A 15,598-nucleotide genomic window follows, 5' to 3' on the forward strand; every position below is an offset into this window, starting at 1 on the left:
AATATAAAAGGAATGAGAAATAGATTAATTCATGAATATTGGGGAACTAGCTTAGAAATGATTTATGAAGTTTCTGTTTTTGAAATGGAAGATTTATTAAAATATATTTACTTATTGAGAGAAAAATTAAAATATTAAAATAAATAATTTTAGAAAAGAGGTAAAAATGAATATAGAGCAAATAAAATTTGATGAAAAAGGGCTTGTTCCTGCGATAATACAGGATTATTATACAAAAGAAGTACTGACACTTGCATATATGAATAAAGAAAGTCTTGAAATAACTTTAAGAGATAAGAAAACTTGCTTTTTTAGCAGAAGTAGACAAGAACTTTGGTTAAAAGGGGAAACTTCAGGGAATTATCAGCATGTTGTTTCGATAAAATATGATTGTGATGCGGATGCTTTGCTTGTGGAAGTAAAAAAAGATGGGCCTGCTTGCCATACTGGTGCTGAGAGCTGCTTTTTTAACTCGTTGTTTGAAGCAGAAGATTATAGCAGTTTTACGCCTGAAAAACTTTATGAATTGATAAAAGATAGAAAAATTAATCCAAATGAAAAATCTTACACGACTTATTTATTTGAAAAAGGGCTTGATAAAATTTTGAAAAAAGTTGGAGAAGAATGTACGGAAGTTATAATTGGAGCTAAAAATAATGATAATGATGAATTGAAATATGAAATTGCAGATTTATATTATCACACTTTGGTTTTAATGATTGAACAAAGGCTTACTATTCAAGATGTGAAAGATGAATTAGCTAAAAGACATGTTGTTGATCATAAAGTTAAACAGGAAAAAATGGGTGGAGAAAAGTAAAAAATATTTGTTTAAAAAGGATATTTGATATGGAAAATAAAAATCATTTAAAAGAAATTATAGATTTTGAGAAAAGTATAAAAAGAACTGAAAAAAGTTTAATTTTTAATGATGAATTTTTTAAAGAATGTGAAATAGTGAAATATCGTTTTCTTTTTGAAGAATATGATATTTTATATTTTAAATTTGGAACATGTTGTAAAAATTGGAGGGGTAATATTTTCTTTATTGAAAAATTTAATTTTTCCGATAAATATCAGTATCAGTGGCATTCAGTTTTTATATTTGTATTAAATAATATTGATGGATATGAAAATATGCTAACACTTTCAAAATACGACAAAAAAATTCGTTTAGTATTTGATACTCATACAAGAGCAGAGTTTCAATCTATTACAATTGCATATAGTTTTGATGAATTAATAGATGGACTTTATTTAAGTGATAATTAAGTCACTTAATACAGAATATCACAATACAAGGAGCTGATAAAAATGAAAACTAAAAAAATAATTTTCCCATCAAATCTTCATGCTCATACATTTTATTGCGATGGTAAAAACAATGTTGAAGACTATATTCTAACAGCAATAGAGAAAGGATTTACAAGTGTTGGCCTTTCAGGTCATTCTTTTACAAAATTTGATACGGAATATTGTATGTCTGAAAAAGGTACATTAGAATATTTGAAAGAATTAAAAAATTTGAAAAAGAAATATGAAGATAGGATTCAAGTTTATGTTGGTATTGAGGCTGATTTCTATTCGGGATTTAATCCAAAACTTGATGAAAATTTAGGACTTGATTTTAGAATTGGATCGGTTCATTATATAAAGGATAAAGAAAAAGAGGAGTATTACTGTGTTGATAATACGCCTGAAATTTTAGAGTACGGAATAAAAAATTACGCAAATGGAGATGAAAAGGCATTTATTGAAGCATATTTTGATAATATTGTAGAAATGGTGCACACTCAAAAGCCTGATATTATTGGGCATTTGGATTTGGTAAAAAAATTTAATAAAGATTTTAAATATTTTGATGAAAGTGCTGAATGGTATAAAAATAAAGTCGAATATGTATTAGATGAAATTGCTAAATCTGAAGCAATTGTTGAAATTAATACAGGAGGAATGTCACGTGGATGGATTCAGACACCTTATCCAAGTTCTTTTATACTTGAAAGAATTTTAGCTAAAAATATTCCAATTACCATTTCTTCTGATGCACATGAAACTAAAAACATTGATTTTTATTTTGATGAGAGTTTGGAAATTATACGAAAAATTGGATTTAAAAGTGTTAAAATATTGAAAGATGGAAAGTTTCAGGATTTTGATATTTAATACTAAATTGAAGATGGAAAATATAAATTTTTTAAAAAATCATGTAATGAGTTTGATAGAATATGAGCCTGAATTAGAATGGTTTTTATTTGGGGAGGATGAGGCTGATGAGGAATTTAAGCAGTATTATAGATATTTAGATTATTGAAATATTATTTTATAGTTTTAAAAAGAAAAATGATTAATTTTCTCATTATATACTAAAATTATAAAAATATAAGGAAATAATTATTTTATTGTTGTAATATTAAGATAGTAATATAGGATTTTAGTAATTATTGAATTTATTTAAAGGAGGAGAATTTATGAAAAAAATTTTGTATTTATTTATTATATTAAGTACTGTTTCTTGGGGTAAGTTGTCTAGAGATAATTGGGGTGATAATTGGGATTCTGGGGAGGAAATTATTATTTTTAAAGAACTAGAAGGGAATCATCTTTGCGGTAAACTTACTTATTTTAAAAGGAAACATGATACGATTTCTGATGTTGTTTATGGTTATTTTAAATGTGAAACTTTAGGAAATAGAAAATTTTATTTTGAAAGTAAAAATTCTAAAATATTAAAAATTATAGAATTAGATGATGACATTAAATAACGATTTTGAGTATAAAGGGAGTTTAAAAACTTCCTTTTTTTGTGATTATATGGTAAGATAATTATATAACAGGATAAAATAATGCGTGTGGAAAGTGAGGTAAATTGTGAAGAATTATATAAAAAATTTGAGTAGGAAAGATTTAGTATTGTTGGATATACGTAAAATGTATGATTCGTATGGGTATAAAAGGATTTCACTTCCTAGTTTTGAGGAATATGATTTGTATAATGAAAATAAGGATTTTATTGATAGAAATGTTTTGACTGTGATGAGTCCAAATGGGAAGTTGTTAGCTTTAAGGCCCGATATCACACTGTCAGTCGCTAAGAAAATTTCTAAGGATCAGTCTTTGAAATATAGTAAAATTTATTATCAGGAAAATACATATAATCTGACAAAATATGTGGGATATGATGAAGATGAACAGCTAGGGATTGAGCTGATTGGGAAAGAATCTACATTTTTAGATTTTGAAATTGTGGATCTTGCAATAAAGAGTTTAGATATTATAAATGAAAAAAGTATGATTACTTTGTCACATGCTCGATTTATTTCTTCGATTTTTGATAATCTTAATTTAGAATATGAAATAAAGGAAGAAATTTTTGATTGTATAAACAAGAAAAATAGTCATGATATAAAAAAGATACTGGAAAATAATAAATTTATTTCTGAAAATGTAAAACAATTGATTTATAAAATTCCTGAATTATCTGGAGATTTAGAGGATATTGAAAAAGAACTTTTGAAATATGAAACGAATGATGATATAAAGGAAATTTTGTTTGAACTTAAACAATTAAATAATTTACTGTTTAAATTTCATAAAAAATCGAAAATTGTATTTGATTTTTCCATCGTAAAAAATTTAAATTACTACAATGGAATTATTTTGCAAGGATACATTGAAGGATTTCCAAACGTTATTTTGACTGGTGGAAGATATGACAAATTATTTGAAAAATTTGGAGTTGACACAGGAGCAGTTGGATTTGCAATTTTAACTGATAGTTTGAAGGGTTATTATAAAGATGAAGATAAAAATGATTTTGAAATATTGATTGCTTATGACAATAGCGATTTTGAAAAATTGGTAGAAATTGTAAATGATTTTCAGGAAAAAGGACTTCGAGTGAGAACTGAAAATATTGAGAATTTAAAAGAAAATGATAGCGAAATTTTTAATTATGATGAAAAATATTTATTTAAAAATGGAAATTTAATTAATGAAAAATCAATGTAAAGAATGAAAGGAGCTTTTATGATAAATATTGCTCTTCCTAAAGGAAGATTAGGGAATAAAGTATATGATTTGTTTGAAAAAATAGGTTATGAAAGTTCAGAAATAAAGGAAGATAATAGGAAACTAATTTTTGAAAATCAAGAAAAAAATGTTAGGTTTCTTTTGGTAAAACCGTCAGATGTTGGGGTTTATGTTGAAAAGGGAAGTGCAGATATTGGAGTTGTGGGAAGAGATGTTCTACTTGAGGAAAATCCTGATATTTATGAGCTAATGGATTTGGGATTTGGTAAATGTAAATTTGCAATTGCGGGGCCTGTGAATTTTAAGGAAAATTTTGATAGACCATTGGTAGTAGCAACAAAATATTTAAATGTTTCAAAAAGATATTTTGATTCAATTAATAGAGATGTGGAACTTATAAAACTAAATGGTTCTATTGAAATAGCACCAATTTTAGGACTTTCTGATGTGATTATGGATATTGTTGAAACTGGAACAACTTTAAAGGAAAATAACTTGAAAGTATTGAAAACTATTGAAGATATAAGTGCTAGATTTATTGCTAATAAGTCAAGCTATAGATTTAAAAATGAAGAAATAGAAAAAATTTTTAAAAGTATAAAAGAAATTTTATAAAAATGGTTAGTATTATTTTGTTTATCATATTAAAAAATTTATATTTTTAAAATAAAAAAATGAAATGGAGTGATCTGTTATGATTAAAACTATAAAATATTCAAAAGATGTTGATTTGGAAAAGGAACTTGCTAGAAGTCAATTTTCTTATGATGATGTAAATGAAACTGTGGAAAGTATCTTAAAAGATGTTAGAGCAAGAGGAGATAAGGCTTTGATTGAATATACTGAAAAATTTGATGGAGTGAAACTAGAAAATTTGGAAGTTACAGAAGAAGAAATTAAAAAGGCTTTTGATACGATTGATAAGGAATTACTGGAAGTTATTCAATATTCTCACGATAATATTAAAAAATTTCACGAAAAGCAAGTTAGAAATGATTTTTTAATACGACAGGAAAATGGAGTAGTTTTGGGGCAAGTTATTAATCCTATTGAAAAAGTTGGGCTTTATGTTCCAGGAGGTACAGCTGCTTATCCATCAACTGTTTTAATGAATGCAGTCCCAGCGAAAATTGCAGGATGTAAAGAAATCGTAATGGTAACCCCTCCAACGAAAGATGGATCAATTTTACCATCTCTTTTAGTTGCTGCAAAAATTTCTGGAGTTGATAGAATCTTTAAAGTAGGTGGAGCCCAATCTATAGCCGCTCTTAGTTATGGTACAGAAACTATTCCAAAAGTTTATAAAATTGGTGGACCAGGGAATATTTACGTTGCAATGGCTAAGAAAATGGTTTACGGAGAAGTTTCAATTGATATGATAGCTGGGCCAAGCGAAGTATTAATTATTGCTGATGAAAGTGCAGATCCAGTTCATACAGCGGCAGATTTATTATCACAAGCAGAACACGATAAATTAGCAGCCAGTATACTAGTTACAACATCACAAAAATTAGCAGATGAAGTAGCAGTAGAAGTAGAAAAACAACTAAAGGAATTACCTAGAGAAGAAATTGCTAGAACTTCAATTGAAACTCAAGGTAGAATTATAATTGTAGAAAATATGGATGAAGCAGTTTTTGTAAGTAATTTTATAGCACCAGAACATTTGGAATTAGCAGTAGATAATCCTTTTGAATTATTGCCAAGAATAAAAAACGCAGGTTCAATCTTTATGGGACATAATACACCTGAACCAATTGGAGATTATTTGGCAGGGCCAAATCACACATTACCAACAAGTGGAACAGCTAAATTTTCATCACCTTTATCAGTAGATGATTTTATTAAAAAATCTTCATTTATTTATTATTCTAAACAAGGATTGGAAGAAGTTAAAGATAAAGTAATTAAATTTGCTGAAAATGAAGGACTTACAGCACACGCTCGTTCAGTTTCTAAAAGATTTGAGAAATAAAAAATATAATTTGATTTGTCTGTAAACAGATTTTTAATAATTTTTTGAGGAGATTGAAAATTATAAATTTCTAGTTTTCAGGCTTTTTCAAAATATTAAAATTTTTCATTTTTAAAATAAAAAGTATTTGATTTTTAGAAATTTTTGCTTTAGAAAAGAAAAAAATGTGGAATTGAAAAATTTTTTGAGTAGAAAATAAAAAATTGATTATATTTCTTTTTTTTGATATACTTTGTATGAGGTGATTTTATGGTTAAAAGAACTGAATACTTGGAAAAGTTAAAAAAAATAAAAGATATGCAGATAATAAAGGTTATTACAGGCGTTAGACGGTGTGGGAAATCTACATTGCTATCTCAATTTAGAACTTTTTTAATGGAATCGGATGTTTTGGAAGAACAGATAATTTCTATAAACTTTGAGGATTTGAAGTTTGAAGATTTAAAAAATTATAGAGCATTGTATCAATATATAGAAGAAAGGCTTGTGCCTAATAAAAAAAATTATATATTTATTGATGAAATTCAGGAAGTTGAAAATTTTCAAAGGGCAGTGGATTCTTTATTTATAAAGGATAATACAGATATTTATATAACAGGCTCCAATGCGATGATGTTATCTGGCGAATTGGCAACACTGCTTTCAGGCAGATATATCGAAATATCTATATTGCCCTTATCTTTTTCTGAATATCTTAAATTGGATGAAATACATGATGTGAGACAGGCTTGGAATAAATATTTTGAAAATGGTGGATTTCCTTATGCAATACAAATAAAAGATGACGATATAAGAAAAGACTATTTAATGGGAATATACAACACAATTTTGCTAAAAGATATAGTTGCAAGAAATAAAGTACAGGATATTACATTACTCGAATCTGTAGTAAAATTTCTATTTGAAAACATCGGAAATATCGTCTCACCCAAAAAAATAGCAGATACTCTTGTTTCCTATGGTAGAAAAACTACATCTTCTACCGTTGAAAATTATATAGAAGCCCTTAAATCATCGTTTATTTTGTACAAAGCTGGACGTTATGATATAAAAGGAAAGCAACATTTAAAGTCGCTGGAGAAGTATTATATAGTTGACATAGGACTAAGAAAATTGCTTATAAATAAAAAACATAGCGATATTGGGCATATTTTGGAAAATATAGTTTATTTGGAATTGATTAGACGTGGGTATACTGTGTATATTGGTAAAATTGGAGATTTGGAAATAGATTTTATAGCAGAACGAAATAATGAAAGAGAATATTATCAAGTGTCAGCAACGATACTTGATGAAAATACATTCAAGAGAGAGATAATGCCATTAAAGAAAGTAAAAGATAATTTTCAGAAGTTTATAATTTCGATGGATGAAATAAATTTAAGCGAAGATGGAATAAAGCATCTAAATATTTTAGATTTTTTACAAAATCGAAATAATTAGAACAAAAAAAAGAATTGAATGAAATTACCGAAGAAAGCCGTTTTCTTGAGTTAAAAAAATAAATGGAAAATGGCAAACAAAAGACAGCCTATATGATTTACCAGATCTTAACTAAAACAATTAGAAATTGTACCAAAGTTTTTATTTAAAGGAGGAGTTATAAAATGAGTAAATTCTGGAATGATAAAATAAAAGAAATAGAGCCTTACACACCAGGTGAACAACCAAAAGACAAAAAATATATTAAACTTAATACAAATGAAAATCCTTATCCGCCATCAGCAAAAGTTATAGGAAAAATAGAATCTATGAATCTGGAAGATTTGAAACTATATCCAGATCCAGATGTAACAGAGCTTAGAAAGGTTATCGCTGAATATTTTTCTAATAAAATAAATGATAAAATTACACATAAGCAAGTATTTATCGGAAATGGATCAGATGAAATTCTAGCATTTATTTTTATGACATTTTTTAATGCAAGAGATAAAGTGTATTATCCAGATATTACATATAGTTTTTATCCAGTTTATGCTGATTTATTTAATGTGAAGGAAATCAAGATTCCATTAAATGATAATTTTGAAATTGAAATTCAGAAATATTTTGGATTGGATGGACATATAATTATTACAAATCCGAATGCACCGACTTCAATTGCTTTGAAACTAGATGAAATTGAAGAAATAGCAAAAAATAATTCAAATCAGTTAATTATTGTTGATGAGGCATATGTTGACTTTGGCGCAGAAAGTGCTGTAAAATTAATAAATAAATACGATAACGTTCTTGTTGTTCAGACATTTTCAAAATCACGTTCAATGGCAGGAACACGGCTTGGATATACACTTGGTTGTGAAAGTATAATTGAAGGATTGAATAGGCTAAAATTTTCATTTAACTCATACACAATCGACAGAATTTCAATTGAAGCTGGAATTGAATCTTTTAAAGATAATGAATATTTTGAAAAAACTAATGCTAAAATTATTCAGACTAGAGAGAAAACATCTGAAAAATTGAAAAAGTTAGGATTTAAAGTATTAAATTCAAGTGCTAATTTTATTTTTATTTCACATAAAGATATCTATGCAGGTGATTTGTATAAAGAGCTAAAGAAAAATGGAGTTTTAGTAAGATATTTTTCAAAAGATAGAATTGATAATTATTTGAGAGTTACGATTGGGACAGATGAGGAAATGGGGATTTTTATTGAGAAATTGGAAGAAATTATTTTTTAGACTATATCCCTCTCAAAAAACAGAAATTGTATTTAAGGAGTTTCAACTCCTTGCTTAATTAGTAGAAATAAAAATCTAAATTACAAATTCCATTAAATGTAAATTTTGAAAAAGTTCAATATATTATTTAATGGAATTTTTATATTGTTTAATTGATAAGAAAATTTATTTAATATTTGATAAACTATAATAATTTTTATAAAAATCTAAAAAATTTTTTATAATTTCTTTTTTTGATCGAATATCATATTCTTCTAATTTCATTGCTATCCCCTCATTTTTTAAACTATCAATCCATTCACTGTCAATTGCAACTCCCACATCCATATCAATACCATATTTTACTTTTTCCAGCAACGGAACATCAGAAATATCACCTAAGCAATACAAATATCCACATAAAACACGTAGACATTCAGAACTATCAAAAAAATCACTATCTTCCTTTTCTTCTTTAATTGCTCTTTTAAATTCTTCGTTTAGAAGGTAAATTATATTATTTTTATCAATTTTATCAAAATCAAATCCCAATTTTTTTACAAAATATTCAGCTCTTTCTGAAGCATAGAGTATATTTTTAGCTTCCTCTTAAAGCATATTTTCACCTCCTATATTTTTAATAAATTAAATTATCTACTAAATTATACCACGATTTTTAATATTTCAAAACAAATTTCTTGTTTTTTAGTCAATCTTGAAAAAGAGAAAAAAATAGATTATACTATTTATAATTAAAGTTATAATGAAAGGATAAAATTATGAGAAAATCTAAAATTGAAAGAAATACATTTGAAACTAAAATAAAAGTTGAACTTAATATTGATGGAACTGGGAAATATGAGAATAATACGGGAGTTGGATTTTTGGATCACATGCTTGACTTGTTTGCAAAACATGGAAGATTTGACTTGAAGGTTTATTGTGATGGAGATACACAAGTTGATGATCATCACAGTACGGAAGATATTGGGATTGCGCTTGGAAAAGGTTTTTATGAGGCTTTGGGAGATTTAAAAGGTGTTAAGAGATATGGGAACTTTCTTTTGCCAATGGATGAGGCGTTAACATTGGTTGCAGTTGATTTGAGTGGGAGATATTTTTTGAATTTTGATGTAAATATTCCGACTGAAAAAGTAGGAACTTTTGATACTGAATTGGTGGAAGAGTTTTTTATTGGATTTACACGGCACTTAAATGCGACATTGCATATAAAGAATATGGCTGGAACGAATTCACATCATATAATTGAGTCAATTTTTAAGGGAGTTGCTAGGGCCTTGGCAGAAGCAGTGAGTATTGATGAAAAGTACAAAGATGAGATTCCGTCAACTAAAGGAGTTTTAGTTTAATATTTGGAAAGTTTTAGAAAAATTAAAACTTTTGGAAAATTAAAAAATATACTCAAACTTATTTAAAATTAAGCTATTAAAAATTATGTACATTTAGGAGTTGAGTAAAATAGTCACAGATTAAATCTAGTTTTGAAGCAAAGCAGTTTTACTATAAATTTAGATTTAAAAAAATAAAATTAAAGATTAAATCATATAAAAAAAGGGTAAAAATTATATACCCTTTTTTATTTAATTTATAAAACGAATGTATATTTTTAATAAATAAAAATTAATATAGTTTTAATTTTAATAAATACAACTTATAAAAAACATCGTGTTTAGAGACCTTTTAAGGACCTGAAATGAACTGAGCCAAATTTATATCGTCGATGTTTTTTTATCGCTTTAAAACGCTTTATATCAACAATTTCAGAAAATAACAAAATTTTAATCGGTATTCCGAAACATACTTTCATAGAAAATTATATTTAAAAAACATTTTTCTATTTATGTGAAACATAAATAGAAAAAATCTTAATATATACTATAAAATATGGATTTAATAGCATTTTTAATTTTTAAAAAGTTCTATAAAAGTTCTATTTTTATAAATATTTTTTCAATTTAATTTATATCAAAATAAGTTTATTTCCTCACTTGTAGTGTATCATTTATACAAAAATATTTCAACTATTATTTAATTTTTTCATCAATTGTTCGTTCGCATCTTTGTACAAATGAGAATATGTGTTAATTGTTGTTTGTAAATTATCGTGGCCAAGTCTTTTACTAACAGCAGTAATATCAGCCTTAATAAATAACAAGTATGAAGCATGAGAGTGTCTAAAATCATGTAGTCTTATTTTTGGTAAATTCGTTCGTAAACTATATTTTTCTAAAACATATCGAAGTTGAGAACTTTTTAAATTGAAAACTCCTAAATGTTTGATATTTTTGTTTTTATTTTTAGAAAATTTATCAGAAGAAAAATATAATTTCAAATCAGAAATAAGGTTTTCAGGCAAAGTAACCTTTCTTATTGATCCCATCGTTTTAGGTGTTGTTATATGGTATTTTTTATTTACATATGAAACTGTTTTATTCACATCTATAAATTTGTTATGCAAATCAATATCTTCCTCAGTCAAGGCTAAAACTTCACCAATTCGAAGTCCTGTCCAAAATAAAATCTTAAAAACAATTATAAAATCAGAATATTTTTCGTTCTTTTCTTTATTTTCCAATTCCAAAATTTCGATAAATTTATTAAAATCATCGACAGACCAAATTTTCATTTCAGTCCGATTTTTCTTACTTCCAAAAGCACCCATATTTTTACACGGATTTTCATTTAATCCTTGATATCTAGTAGCCCAATTAAACATACTTTTTAATGACGCATAAATATTAGCTTTAGAATTTTCGCTAAATAATTTACCATTTTCATTCTCTTTATCCAGCATTTCGTTTTGCCATTCACGAATCATATACGAAGTAATCTTATTAACTTCAACATCTCCAAAAAATGGCAATATATGTAATTTAAAAAAAGTTTGGACAGTATTAACAGCAGTCGGTTTATGTCTTTTACTATAATCCTCAAAATAAAGTTCATACAACGATTGAAATGACATATTTAAAGACTTAGCAATTTTTTTCTTAAATTCATATTCATATTCTTGAGCTTCTTTTTTCTTCTTAAACCCAGTCTTTTTGTATTTTTTATTTACACCCTTGTAATCTTTAGCATAAAACATCGCATACCATGTCTTTTTATCCGCATTATAATAAACTGGCATTTTTAAATCTCCTTATTTTTGAATCTTAAATAATTATATCATACTTTTATCTCAATCTAATAGAAAAATTTATCTCGATTTTTTTGATTTTGCATGATATACTTAACTTGAATTAGAATAAAAAGATAGGATGTGAAAATATCTAATGAAAGTAAAATTAAAAGAAAATAGAACAATTCATGAAGTTTTTGGAATTGTTATTTTAGATAATCAAAAAAAATTGTTTTTATTATATAGTAATTTTGAAGTTCTTGATACAGAGTTAGAAATTATAGATGGAAGGATACCTTTTGATTGGCATTGGAAAATAATAAATAAAGAATGGTGTAAGATAATTATAGGTCCAAAAAAATTGACAAAAAATCTTATTTATGCTGCATATCATTGGGAAGGAGAAGAAGCTTTGGAATACAAAAAACTACAATCTGATGAAATGAAGAAAAATTGGCAAAAAAATTTAGAATATTATGATGAGGTTTTAAATTATAGCAATATTTTCGATAATATGCTATATAAGTTCGAAAGATAAATAAGGAGTTTATATGAAAATAAGATATAAAAATATAGATTATTTAGTAATGGGAATATGTTATTTTAAAAATAATAAGGAATTGCATTATTTAATAGAAGAAAAAAAAATAAAATGGATTTCAGAAATTTTTATTGAAGTAGAAAAATCCAAAATGCCATTTAATTGGTCTCTTTCATTAGAGAATAATTCAAAATATGATTTTTTGTGTGGTTATTATGAACTATGTAATTTGCCCGAGCATTTTGAAGGAATTATATTGGGAAATAAAAAGGATTTGGAAATTTTTAAAAAAAGAAAGAAAGAATTAGAATTATGGTTAGAAAAATTAGATTATTATAACAAAGAAATAACTTTTGAAAAAATTCTTTCAAAAATTAAATTTAATAAAGAATCTTAAAGTCAAAAAATTTCTTTTTAGAGATAGAATAAAAAAAGAAGTTATTTATTTATATTTTTTTACATAACATACATTATCGGACTTGATAAATAAAAATAAAAACTAAATAAATTAATAATATATATTATAACTCATAACATCCTACTAAAACAACAAAAAACAACAAATATAACATATTTATTAATTAATAAATAATATAATGCCTGATATCATATATACATACAACATACATATATTATATATATTACTACTTATATATTTATTTAGGGAAGGATTAGTTAGAAATAGAAATGAATTTTCTCTAAATATTTTTATAATATTTTTTATAACTTTATTTATAAGAAAATAAGAAATTAATTTAATTATATTTATTGTATTGTATATTTGTATGTATATTATGTATATTATATAAGTCCGATAATCTATTTTATTTTAAAAAATAAAAATTGAAATCAGTGAAAATTATTTTTTCATTTTTATTTTACTTCATTCAATTTTTATTCATACAATATCTAATTCTACTACTTTCACCACATACATATAAATTAGATTCTTTTCTTTTCTGTTCTGCTACTGCTATCTCTATAAAACTTTCAAAAAATTCTTTGTTCTATCATTTTTAGGATTAAGAAACACTTCTTCTGGCTTTCCTTGTTCGATAATTTCTCCATCTGCCATAAATACTACTCTATCGCATACTTCTCTTGCGAAACCCATTTCGTGAGTTACTACTATCATTGTCATTCCTTCTTTAGCTAGATCTTTCATGACTTTTAGAACTTCTCCTACCATTTCAGGATCTAATGCTGATGTTGGTTCGTCAAATAATAAGGCTTCTGGCTCCATTGCTAAGGCTCTGGCAATGGCAACTCTTTGTTTTTGACCACCAGATAGACTCGAAGGATATACATTAGATTTTTCTAGTAATCCAACTTTATCTAGTAATTCTTTCCCTTTTTTTATTGCTTCTGATTTTGTCATCTTTTTTAATGTTACAGGAGCCATAGTTATATTTTGTAATACTGTTAAATGTGGAAATAGATTGAAATTTTGAAAAACCATTCCAACTTTTTCCCTGTATTTATCAATATTTAAATTTTCATCAGCTAAATCGAACTCATCTACCAAAATATGTCCTCCAGATAACTCTTCAAGACCATTTATACATCGAAGAAAAGTACTTTTACCTGAACCTGAAGGTCCTATTACACTAATTGCTTCGCCTTTTTCTACTTCTAAACTTATATCTTTTAAAACAATATTATTTCCATATTGCTTTTTCAAATTTTCTATTTTAATCATACTTTTAACTTGTCCTCAACTTTCTTAAAGATTTTTGACAATAATTTTATTACTATATAGTAAATTAATGCTACTATCAACATCGTTTCAAAAGTTTTAAAATTATTTTTGTAAGCAACCTGACCTTCTTTCATTAAATCAGCGACTCCGATAACTACTAATAGCGAAGTATCCTTTAATGACGTAATAAACTGATTTAAAATTGCTGGAATCATGTTTTTAATTGCTTGTGGTAAAATAACTTTTATCATAGATTTATTAAATGATAATCCCAAACTTCTTGCTGCTTCCATTTGCCCTTTATCTATTGCTTGTATTCCACCTCTAAAAATTTCTGATAAAAAGGCTCCAGCATTCAATGCTATTACGATTATTCCTGACACTTCAGGCGATAACATTCCAGGTTCTTTTGATAAATGAAAAATCATTTTTAAAAGTTTTGGTAATAAAGGAACAACTCCAAAATAAAAGAAAATTGTTTGGACCATTAATGGTGTTCCTCTGATTAAATCGATGTATTCTCTTCCCAGAAATTGTAATGTTTTTATCAATTTTGAATGCCAATTTTTTTTGTCTGTTGGAATAAAATTTAAATATCCTACTCCTAAACCAATTAACACTGCAAAAAATAATGAAATAACTGTAATATAAACCGTAATTAACAATCCTCTTAAAAACGCAAATCCATATCCAGTTATAATTTCTTTGTATGAATTTATAACTCCTATAATTCCACCTTGCTCTGAAGATGATTTTCCTTTTGTATATAAATCGATAATTTTTTTATATTCACCATTTTTTCTTAAAGTTTTTAAACCTTGATTAAATTCTCGAACTAATTCTTGATGAGAACCTTTTTTTACCATAAAACCATTACCGACATTTGTTAATTTTTCAGTTCCTACTTTTAATTGAGTATCAGGATCTTGATTTAGTGTATATGATATTACTGGTAAATCTTCAAAAGCAGCATCAGCTTGTTTATTCTCAACAGCTTTTAACATCGAAACTGTATCATCATAAATTCTAACTTCTGCCTTCCCTTTTAGATTTTCTTCAGTATATTTTTGACCTGCTGTCCCACTTTTAACAGCTAACCTTTTTCCAACTAAATCCTTTCCATTTTTTATAGTTGTGTTATCCTTATGAACTATCGCAACAATCCCTGTATCATAGTAAGGATCAGAAAAATCAACAACTTTTTTTCTAGCCTCTGTAATATTAGCACCCGCTATTGCTCCATCAATTTGCCCTGATTCAAGTGCTGGAATAATTCCTCCAAAATCCATTGGAACTATCTCAACTTCAAATCCCTGCTGTTTAGCAATTGCTTTCATTAAATCTACATCAATTCCTTTATCTACATTATTCTCTTTGAAAGAAAATGGTGGATAAATTAAATCGACTGCTATAATATATTTTTTACCTGTTTTTAGATGAGCATTTTTAACATCATTCTTTTTACTACAAGATATAAAAATAGTAAAAATCATTAAGATTACTGGTAAAAAAATCCTTTTTCTCGTCATTCTACAATATTCTCCTT

18 protein-coding genes are annotated in these 15,598 nt (G+C 26.2%); 14 read left to right on the forward strand and 4 right to left on the reverse strand.

What is annotated here, in order from left to right:
- The first annotated feature begins 12 nt into the window (after positions 1-12).
- The 11 genes from J4863_RS09420 to hisC all read left to right on the forward strand — a co-directional run bounded on the left by J4863_RS09420 (position 13) and on the right by hisC (position 8,691).
- Positions 13-138 carry a HepT-like ribonuclease domain-containing protein gene (locus tag J4863_RS09420; RefSeq protein WP_021746602.1) on the forward strand — a complete coding sequence of 42 codons (126 nt, stop codon included), beginning with the start codon at positions 13-15 and terminating at the stop codon, positions 136-138.
- 28 nt (positions 139-166) lie between these two features.
- On the forward strand, positions 167-820 hold the full coding sequence (gene hisIE, locus J4863_RS04560) for a bifunctional phosphoribosyl-AMP cyclohydrolase/phosphoribosyl-ATP diphosphatase HisIE (protein ID WP_211617570.1): 654 nt from the start codon (positions 167-169) through the stop codon (positions 818-820).
- Between the two features lie 29 nt (positions 821-849).
- On the forward strand, positions 850-1,272 hold the full coding sequence (locus tag J4863_RS04565) for a hypothetical protein (protein WP_211617572.1): 423 nt from the start codon (positions 850-852) through the stop codon (positions 1,270-1,272).
- A gap of 42 nt (positions 1,273-1,314) precedes the next feature.
- Complete coding sequence (gene hisJ / locus J4863_RS04570; RefSeq protein ID WP_211617573.1) at positions 1,315-2,166, forward strand: histidinol-phosphatase HisJ; 852 nt, start codon at positions 1,315-1,317, stop codon at positions 2,164-2,166.
- Complete coding sequence (locus J4863_RS09425) at positions 2,156-2,314, forward strand: hypothetical protein (protein ID WP_249111463.1); 159 nt, start codon at positions 2,156-2,158, stop codon at positions 2,312-2,314. The genes hisJ and J4863_RS09425 overlap by 11 nt, the downstream gene beginning before the upstream one ends.
- A 157-nt stretch (positions 2,315-2,471) precedes the next feature.
- Positions 2,472-2,765, forward strand: coding sequence for a hypothetical protein (locus tag J4863_RS04580; protein ID WP_211617574.1), 294 nt, complete (start codon positions 2,472-2,474; stop codon positions 2,763-2,765).
- A 106-nt stretch (positions 2,766-2,871) separates the two neighbouring features.
- Positions 2,872-4,011 carry an ATP phosphoribosyltransferase regulatory subunit gene (locus tag J4863_RS04585; RefSeq protein WP_211617576.1) on the forward strand — a complete coding sequence of 380 codons (1,140 nt, stop codon included), beginning with the start codon at positions 2,872-2,874 and terminating at the stop codon, positions 4,009-4,011.
- Between the two features lie 18 nt (positions 4,012-4,029).
- Complete coding sequence (gene hisG, locus J4863_RS04590) at positions 4,030-4,647, forward strand: ATP phosphoribosyltransferase (protein WP_211617578.1); 618 nt, start codon at positions 4,030-4,032, stop codon at positions 4,645-4,647.
- A gap of 79 nt (positions 4,648-4,726) precedes the next feature.
- Positions 4,727-6,007: a histidinol dehydrogenase gene (gene hisD, locus J4863_RS04595; RefSeq protein WP_211617580.1), complete on the forward strand. Its 1,281-nt coding sequence runs from the start codon at positions 4,727-4,729 to the stop codon at positions 6,005-6,007.
- A 249-nt stretch (positions 6,008-6,256) separates the two neighbouring features.
- The gene (locus tag J4863_RS04600; protein ID WP_211617581.1) at positions 6,257-7,450 is read left to right on the forward strand and encodes an ATP-binding protein; all 1,194 of its coding nucleotides are present in this window, start codon (positions 6,257-6,259) and stop codon (positions 7,448-7,450) included.
- A gap of 164 nt (positions 7,451-7,614) precedes the next feature.
- Positions 7,615-8,691: a histidinol-phosphate transaminase gene (gene hisC / locus J4863_RS04605; RefSeq protein ID WP_211617583.1), complete on the forward strand. Its 1,077-nt coding sequence runs from the start codon at positions 7,615-7,617 to the stop codon at positions 8,689-8,691.
- 165 nt (positions 8,692-8,856) lie between these two features.
- On the opposite strand, the gene J4863_RS04610 is transcribed toward hisC, so the two are convergent.
- Entirely contained in the window at positions 8,857-9,222 is a 366-nt protein-coding gene (locus J4863_RS04610; RefSeq protein ID WP_249111464.1) for a hypothetical protein, read from the reverse strand.
- A gap of 227 nt (positions 9,223-9,449) precedes the next feature.
- On the opposite strand from J4863_RS04610, the gene hisB reads away from it, so the two are divergent.
- Positions 9,450-10,040, forward strand: a complete 591-nt coding sequence (gene hisB, locus J4863_RS04615) for an imidazoleglycerol-phosphate dehydratase HisB (protein WP_211617584.1) — start codon at positions 9,450-9,452, stop codon at positions 10,038-10,040.
- Positions 10,041-10,708: 668 nt separating this feature from the next.
- Here the strand turns inward: hisB and J4863_RS04620 are convergent.
- The gene (locus J4863_RS04620; RefSeq protein ID WP_211617586.1) at positions 10,709-11,821 is read right to left on the reverse strand and encodes a site-specific integrase; all 1,113 of its coding nucleotides are present in this window, start codon (positions 11,819-11,821) and stop codon (positions 10,709-10,711) included.
- Between the two features lie 145 nt (positions 11,822-11,966).
- On the opposite strand from J4863_RS04620, the gene J4863_RS04625 reads away from it, so the two are divergent.
- Together J4863_RS04625 and J4863_RS04630 are read left to right on the forward strand one after the other, a co-directional pair.
- Complete coding sequence (locus J4863_RS04625) at positions 11,967-12,350, forward strand: hypothetical protein (protein WP_211617588.1); 384 nt, start codon at positions 11,967-11,969, stop codon at positions 12,348-12,350.
- Positions 12,351-12,363: 13 nt separating this feature from the next.
- Positions 12,364-12,750: a hypothetical protein gene (locus tag J4863_RS04630; RefSeq protein WP_211617590.1), complete on the forward strand. Its 387-nt coding sequence runs from the start codon at positions 12,364-12,366 to the stop codon at positions 12,748-12,750.
- A 582-nt stretch (positions 12,751-13,332) separates the two neighbouring features.
- Here J4863_RS04630 and J4863_RS04635 read toward each other — a convergent pair.
- Both J4863_RS04635 and J4863_RS09430 read right to left on the reverse strand, forming a co-directional pair.
- A complete protein-coding gene (locus J4863_RS04635; protein ID WP_211617592.1) occupies positions 13,333-14,052 on the reverse strand; it encodes an amino acid ABC transporter ATP-binding protein in 720 nt (239 codons plus the stop codon).
- Positions 14,049-15,581: an ABC transporter substrate-binding protein/permease gene (locus J4863_RS09430; protein ID WP_249111465.1), complete on the reverse strand. Its 1,533-nt coding sequence runs from the start codon at positions 15,579-15,581 to the stop codon at positions 14,049-14,051. The genes J4863_RS04635 and J4863_RS09430 overlap by 4 nt, the downstream gene beginning before the upstream one ends.
- Between the last annotated feature and the right edge of the window lie 17 nt (positions 15,582-15,598).

It is taken from the genome of Leptotrichia sp. oral taxon 221, from assembly GCF_018128245.1.
Lineage (GTDB): Bacteria > Fusobacteriota > Fusobacteriia > Fusobacteriales > Leptotrichiaceae > JABCPH02.

Bases quoted from the DNA above. Each gene is read 5' to 3' on its own strand.
- J4863_RS09420 (WP_021746602.1), top strand. From the start codon at position 13: ATGAGAAATAGATTAATTCATGAATATTGGGGAACTAGCTTAGAAATG.
- hisIE (WP_211617570.1), top strand. From the start codon at position 167: ATGAATATAGAGCAAATAAAATTTGATGAAAAAGGGCTTGTTCCTGCG.
- J4863_RS04565 (WP_211617572.1), top strand. From the start codon at position 850: ATGGAAAATAAAAATCATTTAAAAGAAATTATAGATTTTGAGAAAAGT.
- hisJ (WP_211617573.1), top strand. From the start codon at position 1,315: ATGAAAACTAAAAAAATAATTTTCCCATCAAATCTTCATGCTCATACA.
- J4863_RS04580 (WP_211617574.1), top strand. From the start codon at position 2,472: ATGAAAAAAATTTTGTATTTATTTATTATATTAAGTACTGTTTCTTGG.
- hisG (WP_211617578.1), top strand. From the start codon at position 4,030: ATGATAAATATTGCTCTTCCTAAAGGAAGATTAGGGAATAAAGTATAT.
- hisD (WP_211617580.1), top strand. From the start codon at position 4,727: ATGATTAAAACTATAAAATATTCAAAAGATGTTGATTTGGAAAAGGAA.
- J4863_RS04600 (WP_211617581.1), top strand. From the start codon at position 6,257: ATGGTTAAAAGAACTGAATACTTGGAAAAGTTAAAAAAAATAAAAGAT.
- hisC (WP_211617583.1), top strand. From the start codon at position 7,615: ATGAGTAAATTCTGGAATGATAAAATAAAAGAAATAGAGCCTTACACA.
- hisB (WP_211617584.1), top strand. From the start codon at position 9,450: ATGAGAAAATCTAAAATTGAAAGAAATACATTTGAAACTAAAATAAAA.
- J4863_RS04620 (WP_211617586.1), bottom strand. From the start codon at position 11,821: ATGCCAGTTTATTATAATGCGGATAAAAAGACATGGTATGCGATGTTT.
- J4863_RS04625 (WP_211617588.1), top strand. From the start codon at position 11,967: ATGAAAGTAAAATTAAAAGAAAATAGAACAATTCATGAAGTTTTTGGA.
- J4863_RS04630 (WP_211617590.1), top strand. From the start codon at position 12,364: ATGAAAATAAGATATAAAAATATAGATTATTTAGTAATGGGAATATGT.
- J4863_RS04635 (WP_211617592.1), bottom strand. From the start codon at position 14,052: ATGATTAAAATAGAAAATTTGAAAAAGCAATATGGAAATAATATTGTT.
- J4863_RS09430 (WP_249111465.1), bottom strand. From the start codon at position 15,581: ATGACGAGAAAAAGGATTTTTTTACCAGTAATCTTAATGATTTTTACT.